This window comes from Acinetobacter sp. CWB-G5 (genome assembly GCF_019209785.1).
GTDB lineage: Bacteria > Pseudomonadota > Gammaproteobacteria > Pseudomonadales > Moraxellaceae > Acinetobacter > Acinetobacter johnsonii.
In genome coordinates this window covers 525,152-542,586 of sequence record NZ_JAHUTF010000002.1, presented here as the reverse complement: position 1 = coordinate 542,586, position 17,435 = coordinate 525,152, and the positions used below count along the sequence as shown (strand labels likewise).

Here is a 17,435-nt window from a genome sequence, read left to right as displayed (position 1 = left end):
TGAGTGAGTAATTCTGTATGGAACTTCAAGGCATTTGCCATAAAATGCATGCAGGTCTTAAGGACCTTAGTGTAACTGATCAACATACACACAAGGCAAATGTTGAATATAAATTTATCCTAGATCGTTCAGAAGTTGACCTTCCTTTTAACTTGGGTCAAGAAATCGAGATTGAATGGACTGGTAAAATCTTCTGTGTTTCATGTGGTGCTAAAACATCTAAATCGTTTTCACAAGGCCATTGCTTCAAGTGCTTTAAAACCAAAGCCTCTTGTGACATGTGCATCATGAAACCTGAAACCTGTCACTACCACTTAGGCACCTGCCGAGAAGACAGCTTCGCGCATGAAGTTTGCTTTCAGCCTCATATTGTTTATTTAGCCAACTCAAGTGCCCTAAAAGTTGGGATTACAAGGATTAGCCAAATGCCAACCCGTTGGCTCGATCAAGGTGCAACCCAAGCCCTTCCAATTATGAAAGTCGGTTCGCGCCGTCTTTCAGGCCAGCTCGAAATTATGTTTGGGACACAAGTGGCGGATAAAACTGATTGGCGTAAACTGCTCAAGGGTGAAGCTGAACCACTCGACTTGATTGAAGTTCGCGAACAACTCATCGAAGAATTTGCACCTAAAATCCAAACCATTCGTGAGGAATTTAGTCAAAATCTTGAATTCAATGAAACAGTTGACCTTTTGGAAACTGAACTGCCACGCGAGTTTGTTTATCCAGTTGAGCAATATCCTGAGAAAATTAAATCCCACAATCTGGATAAAACCCCAGTTATTCGCGGTAAGTTACAAGGGATCAAAGGTCAGTACCTGATTTTAGATACGGGTGTGATTAATATTCGTAAATATTCAGGTTATGAGCTCAAAATCCGTGCCTAAAGCTACTTACCCTTAAGTAGAATTTGACTATCTCTATACATAAAAAAACCTGCACGAATGCAGGTTTTTTTATAGCGTGCGATTATTTAATTTTCGCATGTGCTTTTAAGTATTGCACATAATCTTCAGCTTCTTGCTGACCACGAAGTTGTTGATATAACTTCGAAAGCTCAGCCAACTGCTCATCCGTCAATGCACTAGACGTCGTCTTGTTTACGTTTGACACCGCGACCACCACCATTTCCGTTGGCAATAATGCTGTTGTTACAGACCATTGTCCTGCTTTTGGTGCCGCTTGGCTAAACGCCGCACGCTCAACTGCACGTGGTAAGCCTTGTGAACGAATAAACACTTGCGGTGCAGTAAAAGTTAAACCACTCTTGGCAACCACAGATGCTGCAGGTTGAGCTTTAAAGTCTTTTAAGCTTTGCGCAATTTTGGCTTTAGCAGCATCATAGGCTTTTTGTTCAACCAATTTTGCTTTCACACGTGGTGTTGCTTCTTGAAGTGTTTGTACACCTGCCGCATGATAATCACGTACTTTTGCCCAAACTACATCCCCATTTGGAAGTTGAATGCTGCTGGTCGCGTTACGATCACCGTTTTTAACGTCATCATTAAACAGTTTCACTTTCACCGCAGCATTACTTAATACAGGATGCTGTGTAGATAAGGTCATACCTTTCACAGTTTGAACTTGTACACCTTTAACTTCTTGAGACACCACATCTAAAGCATCTGAGTCTACAACCAGTTCATTTAAGCTGTTTACAGTATCAGAGAATGCATTGGCTGTTTTATTCTTCTGAACTTCCGCAGTCAAACGTGCTTTTTCATTTTCAAAAGATGGCAACTTCACAGCTGGTGCATCAGTTTCAATCACATGGTAACCAAATTCAGTTTTTACAGGCGCAGACACTTGACCTGATTTAAGCGATGCTACAGCTTGGTCAAAAGCATCACCAAAAGTGCCTTTGTTATAAACTGCTAAAGTACCACCATTCGCTTTAGATGCAGTATCTTCAGAATATTGAGCCGCAGCTGCCGCAAAGCTTGTGTCTGCTTTAATTTTTGCAACAACTTCTTCTGCACGTTTTTTCGCTTCAGCATCTGTCCGCGCATCCGTCGTAATCAGAATATGTTTCACCAAAGGCGCGACATTATCTTTTTGTGCTTCAACAAACTGTGTATAGGCTTGCTGCAACTCAGCATCAGTTACAGGTGAAGCAGCAGCAGGAACATTGGCTGGTGTTAACACCACATAGTCAACATCTACACTTGCCACTTGTTTAAACATAGCTGGGTGTTGCTTGTAATAGTTTTCAATCTCTTGTGCTGAAACCTTGACGTTCTTTTTATATTCATCAAGATTTACATTGGCAAACTGCACAGTACGCTGTTCTGTTTGTAAGTTAGCGATTTGTTGAATATCTAGTTTACTCACCAATGCATAATCAACAAAAGTCGAACGCATCATTTTTAATGCATGGTCTTGACGTAAGTTTGCAACGAGCGCATCACTACTCATACCCACGGACTGTAAATAGCTTGAATAACGCGTTTCTGAAAATTTTCCATTTTCTTGAAAACTTGGCTGTTGAGCAATCATCTGTTCAATTTGAGTATCACTGAGTGAAATGCCCAGCTTTTCAGCCTGTTGCAATAACAAAGTATTTGCGATCAGTTGATCCATCGCTTTATCTTTAATAAAGCTTTGGTTGAGTAAAGTTTCATCCCCATTGGCATAAGCTAAGAATTGTTCTTTAAAGGAAGCGGTTAAGGTCTCTAATTCCTTTTCAGAAATATCTTGGCCATTGACTGATTTCACAGCGTCTTTTGATCCGCTACTAAAATATCCTTCAATACCTACAAGTGCTAAAGGGGTCAAAAACAAAATGAGCAAAGCCTTGCCCAACCAACCCTTAATAACTTTACGAAAAGATTCCATAAGTATTCCAATATTTTATTTGCCCGAGATTTTAACTGAAAAGCAGCAATGAATGAATGTGTTATCGACACATTTTCTAATGTTTAATAAAAAACGCGCCGAAAAGGCGCGTTTAGTATTTATTTAAAAGATTAAGCAACAGAATCTTTTAAACCTTTACCAGCTTTGAAGCTTGGTACTTTGCTTGCTTTAATTTCTAAAGTAGCACCAGTTTGTGGGTTACGGCCAGTACGTGCAGCACGTTCTTTCACATTGAAAGTACCAAAACCAACAAGTGTAACTGTATCACCAGACTTAAGCGCTTCAGTGATTGAAGCAATTGTAGCGTCTAAGGCCTTACCAGCATCAGTCTTAGACAATCCCCCTTTCTCTGCAATTGCATCAATTAATTCTGATTTATTCATGTGGATCGCGTCCTCTTAATATCGTTTATTTAAGGTCCAAAAATTTAGTATAAATTACCGTAACGCCTTTATAGCAATGCTTTAGGTGAAAACGCAATACTCTGTATATGCTTTTTTGGAAAATAAATCACAAAAAAACGTTGAAAAAGGTACAAAAGCACAACCAGATCACTTTTTATTCACTTTTTCGTTTAACTTCTTATTTTCTTCAATCAAAACATCGATTTTATCATTCAGTTGAAGAATCAGGTTTTCTAAGTACTGAACGTCTTTCACCGTGACCAATCCAATCCGGTTTAAGGAGTGATTTACTCCACGATCCACAATCTTCTCAACCTTATCTTTAGTATCCGTAACCGATTCACGTGCTTTCTCAGATACCTTTTCAACCGTTTGGTCAGCAATTTCAGTGGTTTTAGATTCTAACTCTTCGCCGACTTGGACCAAGGAGTCAAATAATTTATTCCCTTCTTCCTCTGCACGTGAAAAAGCACCCAAACCCGCTAACCAGATTTGCTTGGTATACTTTCTAAAATCCAAACTATTTTTACGGTGAAAATGATGCTTAGTTTTTGTTTTTTTTAGTGTTTCATCTTCTGGCGAAATATCATCCAACTCTATATCTGCTTTTTCCATTAGCACCATCTCCTGCATGATTTATGTGCAAAAACATCCAAAAAATCTTATAGATTGCACTATACTAGCAAATATTAGACTTGATCGATTTGTAAAACTGTTCTACAAAGCATCTTTATTACATTTTTATTTTTAAGTCTGAAGTTTTTGCGAGCAGGATGCTCATTTCAGGTCAGGATTTAGGTTACTACTTATGAGTGATTCTCAAAAAGAACACAATCAAACACATATGCTACTCACTATGGTGATGATTGTTCTTGAGACGATCTTTTCTCTTATTTTAAAACACGACCGCGTGGTTGCACTTCATTCTAAAAAGTTTGTTGAGCAAAATATTGCGATTAAAATAAATAGCTACCTGCCTTATTTTGACTTCTATATCACCTTTACCGCTCAAGGTGTTTTATTTGACGCCAAAGCACCGGAAAAACCGGTCGACCTAGATGTACGCACCACATTGATGGATTTAATTAAAATTTTCGTCTTTGGAAACCGTCGTAGTATTAAAACCATGCGTATTGATGGTGACATCACCTTAAAAGATGAGTTCCGAGATTTAATTTTACATTTTAGTGCACCTAAAGTTCTTGCTGACTGGAAAAACTGGTTAACTGAACCAACTGATCCGCAAAATGTAGTTGCATCTAAAAAGCGCATTGCACCACTTTTAGAGAAAATTGAAGAACAACGTTCTAAAATCAACACTCTACAGGTTGAAGTGAAACAATACAAAAATCGTATCCGCCGTATCGAGCAACGTCAAAAACGTATAAATGTCACATTTTTTGTGTTTTCTATACTTTTGATTAGCTTATTGGTATATAATATTTGGCTTGCATAACTACATAATATTTCAAGCAAATTAAATACGCACAATCCCTATTAAAAAAACTTGACTATTTTAGTCAGGATTCTTAAAATCGGCACATCTAGTCTAATCATGTGTATCGAATCATGCGCTTAACAACTCGCGGACGCTACGCAGTGACTGCTCTACTTGATTTAGCTTTGCAGCCAACTGAACAAACGATCACGCTTGCAGAAATTGCAGCTCGTCAAACTATCTCTGTTGCTTATCTTGAACAGTTATTTGCGAAATTAAAGCGCCACGGCTTAGTTTCTAGTATTCGTGGTGCCAACGGTGGTTACCACTTAGCTCGTCGCGCTGATGAAATTACTGTATTAGCAGTTATTGAAGCTGTAAACGAAACAGTTGATGCCACTCGCTGTGACCATAAAGGCAACTGCCAAAATGGCGCAATGTGCTTAACTCACGATTTATGGCAAGAACTCTCCCATCACATTGCCGACTATCTCGCTAAAATCACTCTTGCTGACCTTGTAGCACGTGACAACGTTCAAAAAGTTGCCATTCGCCAAAATACAGCACCTTCAGATTCAGCCCTTTTATCGGTAACAGGTATTTGACATGAAACGTCCAATTTATCTTGATTATGCAGCAACAACTCCTGTAGACCCGCAAGTCGCTGAACGCATGATGGAATGTCTGACATTTGACGGCACATTTGGCAACCCAGCATCTCGCTCTCATGCTTACGGTTGGCAGGCAGAAGAAAAAGTAGAATATGCACGTGAACAAGTTGCGAACTTGATCAAAGCAGATCCACGCGAAATCGTTTGGACTTCTGGTGCAACTGAATCAGATAACTTAGCTCTTAAAGGCGTAGCACAATTCTATGCGTCTAAAGGCAAGCACATTATTACAAGTAAAATTGAACACAAAGCTATTTTAGATACTTGCCGTGAGCTTGAGTCTGAAGGTTTTGAAATCACTTACCTTGAGCCACTTCCAAACACGGGTTTAATTACTCCTGAAATGGTTGAAGCAGCTATTCGTCCAGACACTATTCTTGTTTCGCTTATGATGGTAAACAACGAAATTGGTTCTGTGACTGATGTTGCGGCAATTGGTGAAATTACTCGTGCACACAAGATCTTCTTCCATGTCGATGCGGCGCAAGCTGCAGGTAAAGTTGAAATTGACCTTTCAACCATGAAAGTTGACCTTATGAGCTTCTCTGCTCATAAAATTTATGGCCCTAAAGGTATTGGCGCACTCTATGTACGTCGTACTCCACGTGTTCGTTTAAAAGCGCAAATGCATGGTGGCGGTCATGAACGCGGTATGCGTTCTGGTACACTTGCAACACACCAAATCGTTGGTATGGGTGAAGCATTTGAACTTGCAGGTAAAAACTTAGCTTCTGAACAAGCACGCATTCGCGTACTTCGTGACAAGCTTTGGAATGGCTTACAAGACTTAGAACAAATTTTCTTAAACGGCCATCCAACACAAAACGTTGCGAACTACTTAAACGTAAGTTTCAACTTTGTTGAAGGTGAATCGTTAATGATGTCGTTGAAAGACGCTGCTGTATCTTCGGGTTCAGCTTGTACTTCAGCAACATTAGAACCTTCTTATGTATTACGTGCACTAGGTTTGTCTGACGAACTTGCGCACAGTTCAATTCGTTTCAGTTTTGGTAAATACACCACTGAAGCAGACATTGACCATGTACTTACAGTGACACGTTCTGCAGTGGAGAAACTTCGTGAACTTTCTCCACTTTGGGACATGTACAAAGACGGTATCGACCTTTCTACAGTTGAGTGGGCTGAACACTAATTTTTCCCATTGAAGTCATCCACATACTGGATGGCTTCATTGAAAAATCAAGTTTTGACCCCATATTTAATATTAACGCTGACCCCGAGGTTTGGAGACGCATCATGGCTTATAGTGAAAAAGTAATTGACCATTACGAAAACCCTCGTAATGTAGGTGTATTAGACAAAAATGCTGAAAACGTAGGTACAGGTATGGTCGGAGCACCTGCATGTGGCGACGTTATGCGTTTACAGATTCAAGTAGATGACAACGGTGTGATTGAAGAAGCACGTTTCAAAACTTATGGTTGTGGCTCTGCTATTGCATCAAGCTCTTTAGTGACTGAATGGCTAAAAGGCAAAACTTTAGATCAAGCTCAAGCGATCAAAAACATTGATATCGCAACTGAACTTGCTCTTCCTCCAGTAAAAGTACATTGTTCTGTACTGGCTGAAGATGCTATTAAAGCTGCTGTTGAAGACTACCGCAGCAAAAAATCTAAAGCTTAATTGCTTCGCATTTTAAAGAAAGATTAGGGAGTTTTCATGATCAACTTAACTGAAAATGCTGCAACTCATATCAGCAATTATTTAAAAAATCGCGGTAAGGGTGAAGGTATTCGCGTTGGCGTGAAAACTTCAGGCTGTTCTGGTTTGGCTTATGTGCTTGAATTTGTCGATTCAATTGATGCACATGACACCACCTTTGAGCAGTTTGGGGTGAAAGTATTTGTAGACCCAAAAAGCTTGGTTTATCTCGATGGTATGGAGATGGACTACGTGAAAAATGGTTTAAACGAAGGCTTTGAGTTTAACAACCCAAACAAAAAAGGCGAATGTGGCTGTGGTGAATCTTTCACCGTATAACAGTTCATTAACTTGCTTTTCAACATTAAAACAGTGTGTATCACACTGTTTTAATTGCATTTACATAGAGTGTTTTTGCTTTCGCAATGACCCCCAATTTAGCGCGGAATCCCTCTCCTATGAATCATTTTGAGTTGTTTAACCTTCCAGTAGCACTCGATATTGATTTAGCAACCTTAAAATCAGAATTTTTAAAGTTGCAGCAACAATATCACCCAGATAAAGCTCGCGATAAAGATCAAGCCCTCATAAAATCAAGTGAGATCAATCAAGCATTTAAAGTTTTATCTCAGGTTGATAGCCGTGCAGGATATTTATTAGGATTAAAAAAACAAGATTATCATCTTGATCAATCCATCAATGATTTTGAATTTCTCCAGTCTGCCTTAGAAATCCGTGAACAACTTGATGAAGCACGTTCAGCAGATGAATTACAATCACTCAAATTAGACGTTCAACAATGGATTGATGGTTTAGTCCGCGAATTCAAAATTGATTTTGAAGAGGAAGATTGGGCTGAGGCACGTGATGATGTCCGTAAACTTCGCTTCTTTGTAAAAGTCATGCATGACATAGATAAAGCTGAAGATCGTTTTGAAGATGACGATAGCTTTGATTTAGATGATGAATTTTAACTTATTTTTTAATTTTTGACGCTCAAAGGATGTAACACATGGCTCTCTTGCAAATTGCAGAACCTGGACAATCAAGTGCGCCACATGAACACCGTATTGCCATTGGTATCGACTTAGGTACAACTCACTCTCTAGTTGCAACTGTACTTTCAGGCAAAGCAAAGGTTTTGCATGATGAACAAGGTCGTGTCTTACTCCCATCGATCGCGCATTATGGTGTAAACCAAACCCAATATGGCGACGAAGCGAAACCATTTTTGACTGCCGATCCTAAAAACACCATCGTTTCAGTCAAACGTTTTATGGGACGCTCTAAAGCCGACATTAAGTTTCAACACCCCTACACTTTGGTGGGTGAAGATAATCAAATGCCTGCTTTTGAAACCGCTCAGGGCCGTAAAACCCCTGTCGAAGTGTCCGCTGAAATTTTAAAGCAACTGAAAGATCGTGCTGAAGCGAGCTTAAAAAATGAAGTCAATGGTGCAGTGATTACTGTTCCTGCATACTTCGATGAGGCTCAGCGTCAAGCGACACGTGATGCAGCACAACTTGCAGGTTTAAACGTATTACGTCTCTTAAATGAGCCTACTGCTGCTGCAGTTGCCTATGGTCTCGACCAAGAAACCAATCTTGCGCATGATCACAACTATGTGATTTATGACTTGGGTGGCGGTACCTTTGACGTTTCAATTTTACGCTTTTCACAAGGCGTGTTTGAAGTGTTAGCGACGGGTGGTCACACTGCATTAGGCGGTGATGATCTTGACCGTTTAATCGTAAAATGGGCGAAAAAAGAACTCAACATTGATCAGTTCGATGACACTAAATATGCACACGTTTTAGTTGCTGCACGTAAAGCCAAAGAAGCTTTAACCGATGCAGAAAGCGTTCATTTACAAGTCCTAGAGCATAGCTTAACGCTTGATCGTGCGACATTTGAAAGCATTATCAAAGTTGCTTTAGATAAAACGATTAGTGTGTGTAAACGCGTCCTCCGCGATGCGAAGCTTGAACTCAGCGACATTCAAAACGTGGTTTTGGTCGGTGGTTCAACTCGCTCTTATGCTGTACAAAACGCTGTACGCGATGTATTTGCTCAAGAGCCATTGTGTACCATCAACCCAGACGAAGTTGTTGCTATTGGTGCATCAATTACAGCCAATCAGTTGATTGGAAACACAGCCGATGGCGCATTACTGCTTGATGTAACTCCGCTTTCTCTCGGTCTAGAAACCATGGGCGGCTTGGTTGAGCGTCTTATTTCACGTAATACCGCAATCCCAGTTGCACGTCGTCAAGAATTCACCACCTACCAAGATGGCCAAACCGCGATGCTGATTCATGTGGTTCAAGGTGAGCGTGATTTGGTTGAGCATTGCCGTAGCTTAGGTCGTTTTGTCCTTCGCGGTATTCCACCAATGACTGCGGGGCAAGCGCGTATTGAAGTGACCTTCCAAGTGGATGCCGATGGCCTACTGACGGTTTCAGCTAAAGAAACAACCTCTGGCGTACATGCACAAATTGACATCAAACCATCATATGGTTTGGCTGATAGTGACATGGAACGCTTACTGCTTGATGGTTACAAGTTTGCTGAAGAAGATAAAAATCTTCGTCACTTACAAGAAACCAAAGTTGAAGCAAAACGCGAACTCGAAGCTTTAGAGCAAGCCCTAAAAGTGGATGCTCACCTGCTCACGAATGAACAACAAGTTGCATTAAATGCGGCCAAAACTTCATTAGAAGCAACACTTGAAACAACAGAAATCAAAGCAATTGAATCTGCTGTTGAACAGCTTAAAATACACAGTGATGCTTTTGCAGCAGCACGTATGAATCAGCATATCGATGCAGCGCTGAAAGGCACAAAACTCGACGACTGGTCAAACTCAAACTAATTTATAGGTAAAGACTATGCCACGTATTAAAGTTCTCCCACATGCGCAAATCTGCCCAGAAGGTGCTGAGTTTGAAGTTGAACAGAATGCGAATCTTTGTGAAAGCTTACTGAAAAATGGAATCAAGATTGAACATGCGTGCGATATGTCCGCTGCATGTACAACCTGTCACGTTGTAGTACGTAAAGGCTTTGACAGCTTAGAAGAAATGAATGATGTTGAAGCCGACCTCCTAGATCGTGCTTGGGGCTTAGAACCTGACTCTCGCTTGTCTTGCCAAGTGAAGTTAGTGGATGAAGACTTAGAAGTTGAAATTCCTAAATACACAATTAACCACGCGTCTGAAAATCACTAATTTTCAAAGCATAAAAAAGCCACTCATTGTAGTGGCTTTTTTACGACTCTCGCTTTGTATCTCATCCTATCAACTTAATGATATTCATTTTTTTGAACAGGCTCTATTACTTCATCTTCAAGATTGAGTTTGACGATACCTTGTGAGTTGGTCATCTTTTGTTGGGTTTGAATGCGTTGAATCATTTTTTCCAAGACTTGAATCAACTGCGGATATTCAAAATTCTGCACTTCATCTAAGTTAAGCAGTAAATGAAACCCTTTATATTCATAATCAAACCAGCGCTGATAGTCTGATTTTTGCGAGGTATATTTTTCAACGACTTGCCACGTCTTCACAGCACCTTTAATCCCCTTAAGGAAAATTGGCGCTTTCGGCGCACAAAGATAATCATTTTTTACTAAATTATGTGTATCGTCCGAAATTAAGATTTCATCCACTTGCGCTGCACTTTGTAAACGCGCAGCAAGGTTTGCATCACGACCAACAATGGTATACGCCATACGGTGCGATGCGCCATAGTTCCCTACGTGACAATACCCTGTAGAAATCCCCATACGAATATGCAATGGCGGATAACCCATTTTCACCCAACGCTCGCGCAGGATTTTCATTTGCTGACGCATCGCCATAGCCATTTCCAAACAGTTTTGAGCATCACGCTCCACACCTTCGGAATTAGGGTCACCAAAGAACACTAAAATTGCATCGCCCATGAATTTATCGACAGTACCTTCATATTGCTTGGCAATCTCGGTCATGTGTTTTAAATAATCATTGAGCAGGAATGCTAAATCATCTGGAATTAAGCTTTCAGAAAGCTCTGTAAAACCCTGAATATCCGAAAAGAAAACTGTTAGTTTTTTACGCTTGTATTCAATTTTAGCTTCTGACTCCCCCTTCATAATCGATTGCCACAACTGAACAGGTGCATAGCGACTCAGTTGATTGGCAAACTCCATGTAACGGTTCATCTGATCGAAATAGTGATTTTTGCGGCGGTATATGTCTTGCATTTGGTTACGCTGATAGTAACTACCCACACCAAAATAAGTGGTGAGGCATAAAAAGCCCAATACGATCAGCTCGGTACTGGTAGCCTCAAAATATTCACCAAAACCAAAGACAAAGATAATTGAGATATAAAAGACAACCACCCCAATCAGGCTGGCCAAAGACACCATCAAAAAAGAAATTTTATTGCTAATAGCCGTGTAAAGCATAGCAAAAATGGTTAAAAATGTGAGTACGATACTGAGATGTACAGCGGCTAAAATGATCGCTGTAATGACAATATCAATCACAAACATCACACCGCGTCGCATCGTATTATTGAAGCGATAACCTAACCACCTTGAAAATGGCGGTGTGATCAATAACACAATGAGCAACAGCAGCGGCACATAAATCTGATATTGCGTATCTGCCATCGTATAATGATAGACGATGGTTATTAAAGACAGCATGCCATATCCCATCACACGATGGAAATACTCAAATTGTTTGGGCTCTTTAGATAACCAATCGTCTAATGGCACTGCTCGTTCCCCATTATGCGCACGATCAAATCATCCCTGATTTGATTTCTCACGTGTATTAGTCCATACGCCAATCGAATGGCATATCACCTTGACCACGTAGTGCAAGCATTAAAGTTTGACGCATATGCGCAAGCACTTCATTGCTATAAGGAACAGCAGGAGTACCCCAAACTGGTTTTGGCCATGCAACATCGTTTTGATAACGTACAACATGGTGAAAATGGAGCTGCGGAACCATGTTACCTAAAGCAGCAACATTCATTTTGTCAGCACGGAATACACGAGCCAATTGGCTTGATAACCAGCTTGACTCACGTAAAAACTGTTCTTGGTCGGCTTGACTGAGTTCATATAACTCAGTGATGCCTGGCACGCGTGGAATTAAAATTAGCCACGGGAATTGCATATCATTCATTAAGCGACATGTTGAAAGTGGAAAGTCGCCTACAAAAAACGTATCTTGAGCAAGTTGTGGATGCAAACTAAACATATCTTTATAAATGATGCAAATTAGAATAATGGCTAATACTATCACATCCAATCAGAGGTGAATATTGCAAGCAATGTGTTTCAACACAAATAAACTACGTTTTACTTTGAACTACATCACATTTATTACTTTAATAAATTTCATCAAAAAATCAAGTCTTTCTTTTTATAGCGCAAGTCCGCAAGAAAGACCTGATATCTGTATGAAATCACAGCAAATTAAAGCTAAATTTTAATGCAATTCCTTCAACAAACTTTCCAATAAGTCATTGATAAATTGAATCCGTTTTTCATATTCCTCTAGCATCACCATGACCTTTAAGCGCTGACCACCCTCCATCCTAAAAAAGGTCGGATGTTTTTGCATCATCTGAATAATACTAATAGCCTGAACAGGAGTATCTGGTGAAAATTCAATCGCACCACCATTGGCAGCAATATCGACTTTGGTAATGCCCAGTGTTTCCGCTTTCAAACGCATCTGATGCACAGCAAAAAGCTGCTTCACAGGTTGTGGCGGTATCCCAAAACGGTCAATCAACTCCATACGAATGTTATCGAGCTTTTCCTGACTGTCCGTATTACTAATACGCTTATAGAACAATAAACGCTGATGGACATCTCCCAGATATTCATCTGGAATCAAAGCCGGCATATGTAAATTGATTTCTGCGGTCAGTGAGAGTGGCGCATCGAAGTTTGGGGTTTTGCCCTTTTGAATGGCTTTGGTCGCCTTTTCGAGCATCTCCATATACAAGCTATAGCCAATGGCTTGCATGGATCCACTTTGTTGCTCGCCGAGTAACTCACCCGCTCCGCGAATTTCTAAGTCTTCCGTCGCTAACATAAAACCCGCGCCTAATGTCGATGCCCGCTGAATTGCATCTAAACGTTTTTCAGCATCACCTTTCAACCCTTTGATGGATGGCACCAACAGATAGGCATAGGCTTGGTGATGCGAGCGCCCCACACGCCCACGTAGTTGATGTAACTGCGCTAAACCCAGCTTATCTGCCCGTTCAATTAAAATGGTATTGGCATTCGGAACGTCAATCCCTGTTTCAATAATGGTTGAACAAACCAGGACGTTATATTCTTTATGGTAGAACTGCTGCATGACTTGTTCTAACTCGCGTTCACGCATTTGACCATGTGCAACAGCCACACGTGCCTCAGGGACCAGTTCTCGAAGACTCTCCGCTGCACGCTCAATGGTTTCGACTTCATTATGCAGGAAATAAACTTGTCCACCACGCAGTAACTCACGCAAGATGGCTTCCTTAACTGAATCACCCGTATGTTCTTGCACAAAAGTTTTTACCGCTAAACGTCGTGCAGGTGGTGTGGCAATAATGGATAGATCGCGCATGCCACTAAAGGCCATGTTTAAAGTCCGTGGGATTGGAGTTGCGGTCAGAGTCAACATGTCCACATCTGCCCGCATGGCTTTAATCCGCTCTTTATCACGTACACCGAAGCGGTGTTCTTCATCCACAATCATCAGGCCTAAGTCTTTAAACTGGACACTTTCTTGTAGAATTTTATGCGTACCAATCACGATGTCGACTTTGCCCTCAGCTAAGTCTTTAATCGTTTTAGTATGTGATTTACTGCTACCAAAACGTGATAAAACTTCGATGCGAATAGGCCAGTCTGCAAAACGGTCTTTAAAAGACTCATAATGCTGTTGAGCCAGCAACGTCGTCGGCACCAAAACAGCCACTTGTTTGTTATTCTGTACCGCTAAAAATGCTGCACGCATCGCAACTTCGGTTTTACCAAAGCCCACATCGCCACAAACCAAGCGATCCATCGGTTTAGCCAGTTGCATATCATACAAAGTTGCCTCAATCGCATTGGCTTGATCGAGTGTTTCTTCATAGGCAAAGCCACTAGTAAACTGCATATATTGACCTTGATCTAACTCAAAACCAAAACCTGGTTTGGCTTGACGACGGGCTTGGATATGCAATAACTCCGCTGCTACATCATGGATTTGCTCCAATGCTTTACGCTTTGCTTTGCTCCAAGCATCAGTACCCAACTTATGCAAGGGTGCTAAGTCTGGATCGCCGCCACTATAACGGCTGATCAAATGTAAATTGGTAACAGGAACATAAACTTTAGCCGCATCGGCATAATCAAGCTGCAAGAACTCATAGTCTTGACCATCAATGCTTAAAGTAACTAAGCCCGCATAACGCCCCACACCATAGTCGATATGCACCACCGGCGCCCCCATACTCAACTCAGTCAAACTACGGATGAGAAACTCTTCCGAAACCTCTTGCTGGCGTTTACGACGGCGCTGTACAACACGATGCTCATACAACTGATTTTCAGAAATGATGCTAATGCTGTCTTTTAATACCAAGCCACGCTCTAATGGTGCACTGGTAATTGCAATGGCATGTAAGGATTTTTGAAATTCTGCAAAATTCTCAACATTAGGAATCTCTCCCAATGTGGCGCGCAATGCATCTTTTAAAGTTTCACGACGCCCCGCGCTTTCAGCAACCAGTAATACCGGATGGTTAGCAGCATCAATATACTGTTTAACCGCATGAAAGGGCTTTTCATTTTTAGGATCGACTGCTAAACGTGGTGGAAGTTCAGTGTTTAAATTGGTCACACCCGCTTTTAGATCAAAAGCCTCGACTGATGCAATAATACGGGGAAAGGTATTGAGCTGTTCTAAAACTTGATTGGTCGAAATAAAAAGCTGGTTAGGGGCTAAAATTGGCTGATCAACATTATGGCGACGGTCTTCATAACGTCGATCGATTTCTTTCCAAAAACTATCTAAACCATCATCAACCTGCTTATCTGTAATGACAATGGAATGACTTGGTAAATAAGAAAGCAGTGTACTTTGGGTTTCCATCTGCGCTGCACTGAAAAATAGTGGGAAATAGAACTCAATCCCTGGCGATGCAATTCCTTCTAACACATCCTGATAAATTGGATTTTTCTTTGGATTTGCCGTCGGAAACATTTCTGCATAGCGATCACGAAATATGCTGCGTGCCTCTTTCAGCGGAAACTCTTTAGCCGGTAATACGGAAAATTGTTTTAAGTTTTGCGTAGTACGCTGCGTTTCAGGATCAAAAAATTTAAGGGTTTCAATTTCATCATCAAATAAATCTATGCGAATTGGTGCAGCTTGACCTGAGGCATAGATATCCATAATGCTACCCCGAACCGCAAATTCACCATGGTCATATACTGTGTCGACCAAATGATAGCCTGCTTGAATTAAACGCTTCTTTTGCTGTTCCAACTCAAACTTTTGACCAACATGAATATCAAAGTGTTCTCCCAACACCCACGAAGTCGGCGCTACACGCTGCGCCAAGGTCGAAGCCGAAATCAGTAAGACGCCTGTTTGCGGCATATTGGATAAAATTGCGAGACGCTCAGACACAATATCCTGATGAGGAGATAAACGATCATAAGGCAGAATTTCCCAGTCTGGAAAAATGGTCGGTCGAATACCGTAAAATTCAAATTCACTTTCGAGTTGTGCTAAGTGTTGATTATTTTTTGCCACAACCACAAAGAGCTTTTTATTTTGTATGCTTAACGTTTGAATGAATAATGCAGCTGAAGAGCCGAGCAAATTTCCCAGCCAACGTTTTTCGCCTGCTTTTAGTTGTTGCACATTCAGTTGGGAGATTTCTTCTTGGAACATGGACATGGCTTTAGCGTTTAAAAACATGCGTCATATACTAGCATGATGTCCTCTCGCTGCATGTTATTTTTCACGACAAGAACAACATCAATCTAGCGCTAAGTCCTTTTTACAACTCAAATTTATGGCTTTTAAAAGACTTATTTTTTGTCACGTATAAACTGGTAATAATAGTCATTAAGTAGCTTAATCATTCGCTTTAGCTCAGTTAAGTTTTCTAGATTATTACCTAAACGTGCGACAAATCGCTCATTGGCAATTTCTAAGTCGATTTTCTCATTGATTAGCATAGCACTATAAAAAAGTGCATTAAGATCATCAAACTGACTAATTCTACGATTTGAAAAATAGACCAAACGTTCAGCATGTATGGCATTTAGCACAATACCTTCAATGATAAAGCCTTTTTCATCATTATATTCAATCTGATGCTGCTGCAAAAAAAGTTGTTCTGGCGCATCTTTCTTTAATTTAAATAATTGGCTTAATTTACTCAGCATAAACATCTAATCATGGTTCTTCACTCAAGCTTATTGTAGTTCTAACTGCTACCTTTTGTTAGCGTGTATCGGCTAAAAAGTATAAAAGCAGCGGATTGACTACTTTTATACCTATATATAGTTATAAATGTTCTAGCTAGCGTATGCTAAAGATACAACCTTAGGCGTCACCTCAGCAGCCAAGCTTCAAATGAGAAAATGTGACCTAAGGGTTATTAAGTCAACAACCCTTTCTCCAATACCACTCACTGAACTGTTTTGTTTTCCGCAATACACTGTTTGCCCATTTCACATGACCTAAGATTCGATTAAACAAAGTGAGAATACCAACACTAATTAATTGCTAAACATAGCGCCACTGTAGAAAGTATTGGTCGATTGAGATTGATTGACAAGGTCATTTGGTTGAATAACCTCGTATTTACCTTAAGAAAGGAATACATGCTTTAATGCAAGATTGGCCAGCACTTGGTTGCTATCCATTTAATTGAGGTGCCCGCTCCACCTTTATAGACATCTATAGGGAAAGCATATGTCCAACTTTCAGATGATTGGATCAATTGCTCACATGCCACCGCAATGGCCTGCACAATTTCAGGAGAGATTTTTGCCAAATGTGCAGTTAATTTATGTTGACTCTATTTTTACTTACGCCAAAGCATGCAGAAAATGCCATTGAATTCCTATTTTCTAATTAGAAATTTGAAAGTTTTCCAATGCACTCGAAGTATGAATGCCCTAAGAAAGTTAGTTAAATAGTGAAATATTCGTCTTTTTCACTGATTTCATGACTGTAAATACATTTCATAAATGAAACACCTTATATGTAAATGCGCCTATTTTGTAGGTAATGTAATTTTTCGTAAGCAATAAAAAATCATAAATTATAACTAGCCCGCTGATTTTACGGAATAAATGCTTAGAATTTCATTTACCCTATAAAAAAGAATAATAAT

The 17,435-nt window shown here is 40.3% G+C and carries 16 protein-coding genes; 9 read left to right on the top strand and 7 right to left on the bottom strand.

Going from position 1 to position 17,435, the window contains the following annotated elements; genetic code table 11:
* Positions 1–17 precede the first annotated feature (17 nt).
* Positions 18–887 carry a DUF2797 domain-containing protein gene (locus KVY11_RS06630; protein WP_010326785.1) on the top strand — a complete coding sequence of 290 codons (870 nt, stop codon included), beginning with the start codon at positions 18–20 and terminating at the stop codon, positions 885–887.
* Between the two features lie 82 nt (positions 888–969).
* On the opposite strand, the gene KVY11_RS06625 is transcribed toward KVY11_RS06630, so the two are convergent.
* The 3 genes from KVY11_RS06625 to KVY11_RS06615 all read right to left on the bottom strand — a co-directional run bounded on the left by KVY11_RS06625 (position 970) and on the right by KVY11_RS06615 (position 3,875).
* Positions 970–2,835 (bottom strand): SurA N-terminal domain-containing protein, encoded by a 1,866-nt coding sequence (locus tag KVY11_RS06625; protein ID WP_218288484.1) that lies wholly within the window; start codon positions 2,833–2,835, stop codon positions 970–972.
* A gap of 131 nt (positions 2,836–2,966) precedes the next feature.
* Complete coding sequence (locus KVY11_RS06620; RefSeq protein WP_004697018.1) at positions 2,967–3,239, bottom strand: HU family DNA-binding protein; 273 nt, start codon at positions 3,237–3,239, stop codon at positions 2,967–2,969.
* 168 nt (positions 3,240–3,407) lie between these two features.
* Entirely contained in the window at positions 3,408–3,875 is a 468-nt protein-coding gene (locus KVY11_RS06615) for a phasin family protein (RefSeq protein ID WP_218288483.1), read from the bottom strand.
* Between the two features lie 193 nt (positions 3,876–4,068).
* Here KVY11_RS06615 and KVY11_RS06610 point away from each other — a divergent pair, with 193 nt between their 5' ends.
* From KVY11_RS06610 to fdx, 8 genes are all read left to right on the top strand, one after another.
* Entirely contained in the window at positions 4,069–4,716 is a 648-nt protein-coding gene (locus tag KVY11_RS06610) for a hypothetical protein (RefSeq protein WP_218288482.1), read from the top strand.
* A 113-nt stretch (positions 4,717–4,829) separates the two neighbouring features.
* Positions 4,830–5,303 (top strand): Rrf2 family transcriptional regulator, encoded by a 474-nt coding sequence (locus KVY11_RS06605; protein WP_004697011.1) that lies wholly within the window; start codon positions 4,830–4,832, stop codon positions 5,301–5,303.
* 1 nt (position 5,304) lies between these two features.
* Entirely contained in the window at positions 5,305–6,522 is a 1,218-nt protein-coding gene (locus KVY11_RS06600; RefSeq protein WP_004697009.1) for an IscS subfamily cysteine desulfurase, read from the top strand.
* A 104-nt stretch (positions 6,523–6,626) separates the two neighbouring features.
* Positions 6,627–7,013, top strand: a complete 387-nt coding sequence (gene iscU, locus KVY11_RS06595) for a Fe-S cluster assembly scaffold IscU (protein ID WP_004697007.1) — start codon at positions 6,627–6,629, stop codon at positions 7,011–7,013.
* A 36-nt stretch (positions 7,014–7,049) separates the two neighbouring features.
* The gene (gene iscA / locus KVY11_RS06590; protein WP_004697006.1) at positions 7,050–7,370 is read left to right on the top strand and encodes an iron-sulfur cluster assembly protein IscA; all 321 of its coding nucleotides are present in this window, start codon (positions 7,050–7,052) and stop codon (positions 7,368–7,370) included.
* Positions 7,371–7,489: 119 nt separating this feature from the next.
* On the top strand, positions 7,490–8,005 hold the full coding sequence (hscB, locus tag KVY11_RS06585) for a Fe-S protein assembly co-chaperone HscB (RefSeq protein WP_218288481.1): 516 nt from the start codon (positions 7,490–7,492) through the stop codon (positions 8,003–8,005).
* A 38-nt stretch (positions 8,006–8,043) separates the two neighbouring features.
* Positions 8,044–9,903, top strand: coding sequence for a Fe-S protein assembly chaperone HscA (hscA, locus tag KVY11_RS06580; protein WP_218288480.1), 1,860 nt, complete (start codon positions 8,044–8,046; stop codon positions 9,901–9,903).
* A 16-nt stretch (positions 9,904–9,919) separates the two neighbouring features.
* Positions 9,920–10,258 (top strand): ISC system 2Fe-2S type ferredoxin, encoded by a 339-nt coding sequence (fdx, locus tag KVY11_RS06575; protein ID WP_004697000.1) that lies wholly within the window; start codon positions 9,920–9,922, stop codon positions 10,256–10,258.
* Positions 10,259–10,332: 74 nt separating this feature from the next.
* Here fdx and KVY11_RS06570 read toward each other — a convergent pair whose 3' ends face one another.
* The 4 genes from KVY11_RS06570 to KVY11_RS06555 form a co-directional block, all read right to left on the bottom strand.
* Complete coding sequence (locus KVY11_RS06570) at positions 10,333–11,796, bottom strand: adenylate/guanylate cyclase domain-containing protein (RefSeq protein ID WP_004984691.1); 1,464 nt, start codon at positions 11,794–11,796, stop codon at positions 10,333–10,335.
* A gap of 58 nt (positions 11,797–11,854) precedes the next feature.
* Positions 11,855–12,289, bottom strand: a complete 435-nt coding sequence (locus KVY11_RS06565; RefSeq protein ID WP_004696995.1) for an HIT domain-containing protein — start codon at positions 12,287–12,289, stop codon at positions 11,855–11,857.
* A 231-nt stretch (positions 12,290–12,520) separates the two neighbouring features.
* Positions 12,521–15,979 carry a transcription-repair coupling factor gene (mfd, locus tag KVY11_RS06560; RefSeq protein ID WP_218288512.1) on the bottom strand — a complete coding sequence of 1,153 codons (3,459 nt, stop codon included), beginning with the start codon at positions 15,977–15,979 and terminating at the stop codon, positions 12,521–12,523.
* A gap of 140 nt (positions 15,980–16,119) precedes the next feature.
* The gene (locus KVY11_RS06555; protein ID WP_218288479.1) at positions 16,120–16,485 is read right to left on the bottom strand and encodes a hypothetical protein; all 366 of its coding nucleotides are present in this window, start codon (positions 16,483–16,485) and stop codon (positions 16,120–16,122) included.
* Positions 16,486–17,435 lie beyond the last annotated feature (950 nt).

Excerpts from the sequence above, each read along its gene's own strand:
- KVY11_RS06605 (WP_004697011.1), top strand. The coding sequence starts at position 4,830 with ATGCGCTTAACAACTCGCGGACGCTACGCAGTGACTGCTCTACTTGAT.
- hscA (WP_218288480.1), top strand. The coding sequence starts at position 8,044 with ATGGCTCTCTTGCAAATTGCAGAACCTGGACAATCAAGTGCGCCACAT.
- KVY11_RS06620 (WP_004697018.1), bottom strand. The coding sequence starts at position 3,239 with ATGAATAAATCAGAATTAATTGATGCAATTGCAGAGAAAGGGGGATTG.
- iscU (WP_004697007.1), top strand. The coding sequence starts at position 6,627 with ATGGCTTATAGTGAAAAAGTAATTGACCATTACGAAAACCCTCGTAAT.
- fdx (WP_004697000.1), top strand. The coding sequence starts at position 9,920 with ATGCCACGTATTAAAGTTCTCCCACATGCGCAAATCTGCCCAGAAGGT.
- KVY11_RS06600 (WP_004697009.1), top strand. The coding sequence starts at position 5,305 with ATGAAACGTCCAATTTATCTTGATTATGCAGCAACAACTCCTGTAGAC.
- iscA (WP_004697006.1), top strand. The coding sequence starts at position 7,050 with ATGATCAACTTAACTGAAAATGCTGCAACTCATATCAGCAATTATTTA.
- KVY11_RS06625 (WP_218288484.1), bottom strand. The coding sequence starts at position 2,835 with ATGGAATCTTTTCGTAAAGTTATTAAGGGTTGGTTGGGCAAGGCTTTG.
- hscB (WP_218288481.1), top strand. The coding sequence starts at position 7,490 with ATGAATCATTTTGAGTTGTTTAACCTTCCAGTAGCACTCGATATTGAT.
- KVY11_RS06555 (WP_218288479.1), bottom strand. The coding sequence starts at position 16,485 with ATGTTTATGCTGAGTAAATTAAGCCAATTATTTAAATTAAAGAAAGAT.
- KVY11_RS06615 (WP_218288483.1), bottom strand. The coding sequence starts at position 3,875 with ATGGAAAAAGCAGATATAGAGTTGGATGATATTTCGCCAGAAGATGAA.
- KVY11_RS06630 (WP_010326785.1), top strand. The coding sequence starts at position 18 with ATGGAACTTCAAGGCATTTGCCATAAAATGCATGCAGGTCTTAAGGAC.
- KVY11_RS06565 (WP_004696995.1), bottom strand. The coding sequence starts at position 12,289 with ATGTTTAGTTTGCATCCACAACTTGCTCAAGATACGTTTTTTGTAGGC.
- mfd (WP_218288512.1), bottom strand. The coding sequence starts at position 15,979 with ATGTTCCAAGAAGAAATCTCCCAACTGAATGTGCAACAACTAAAAGCA.
- KVY11_RS06610 (WP_218288482.1), top strand. The coding sequence starts at position 4,069 with ATGAGTGATTCTCAAAAAGAACACAATCAAACACATATGCTACTCACT.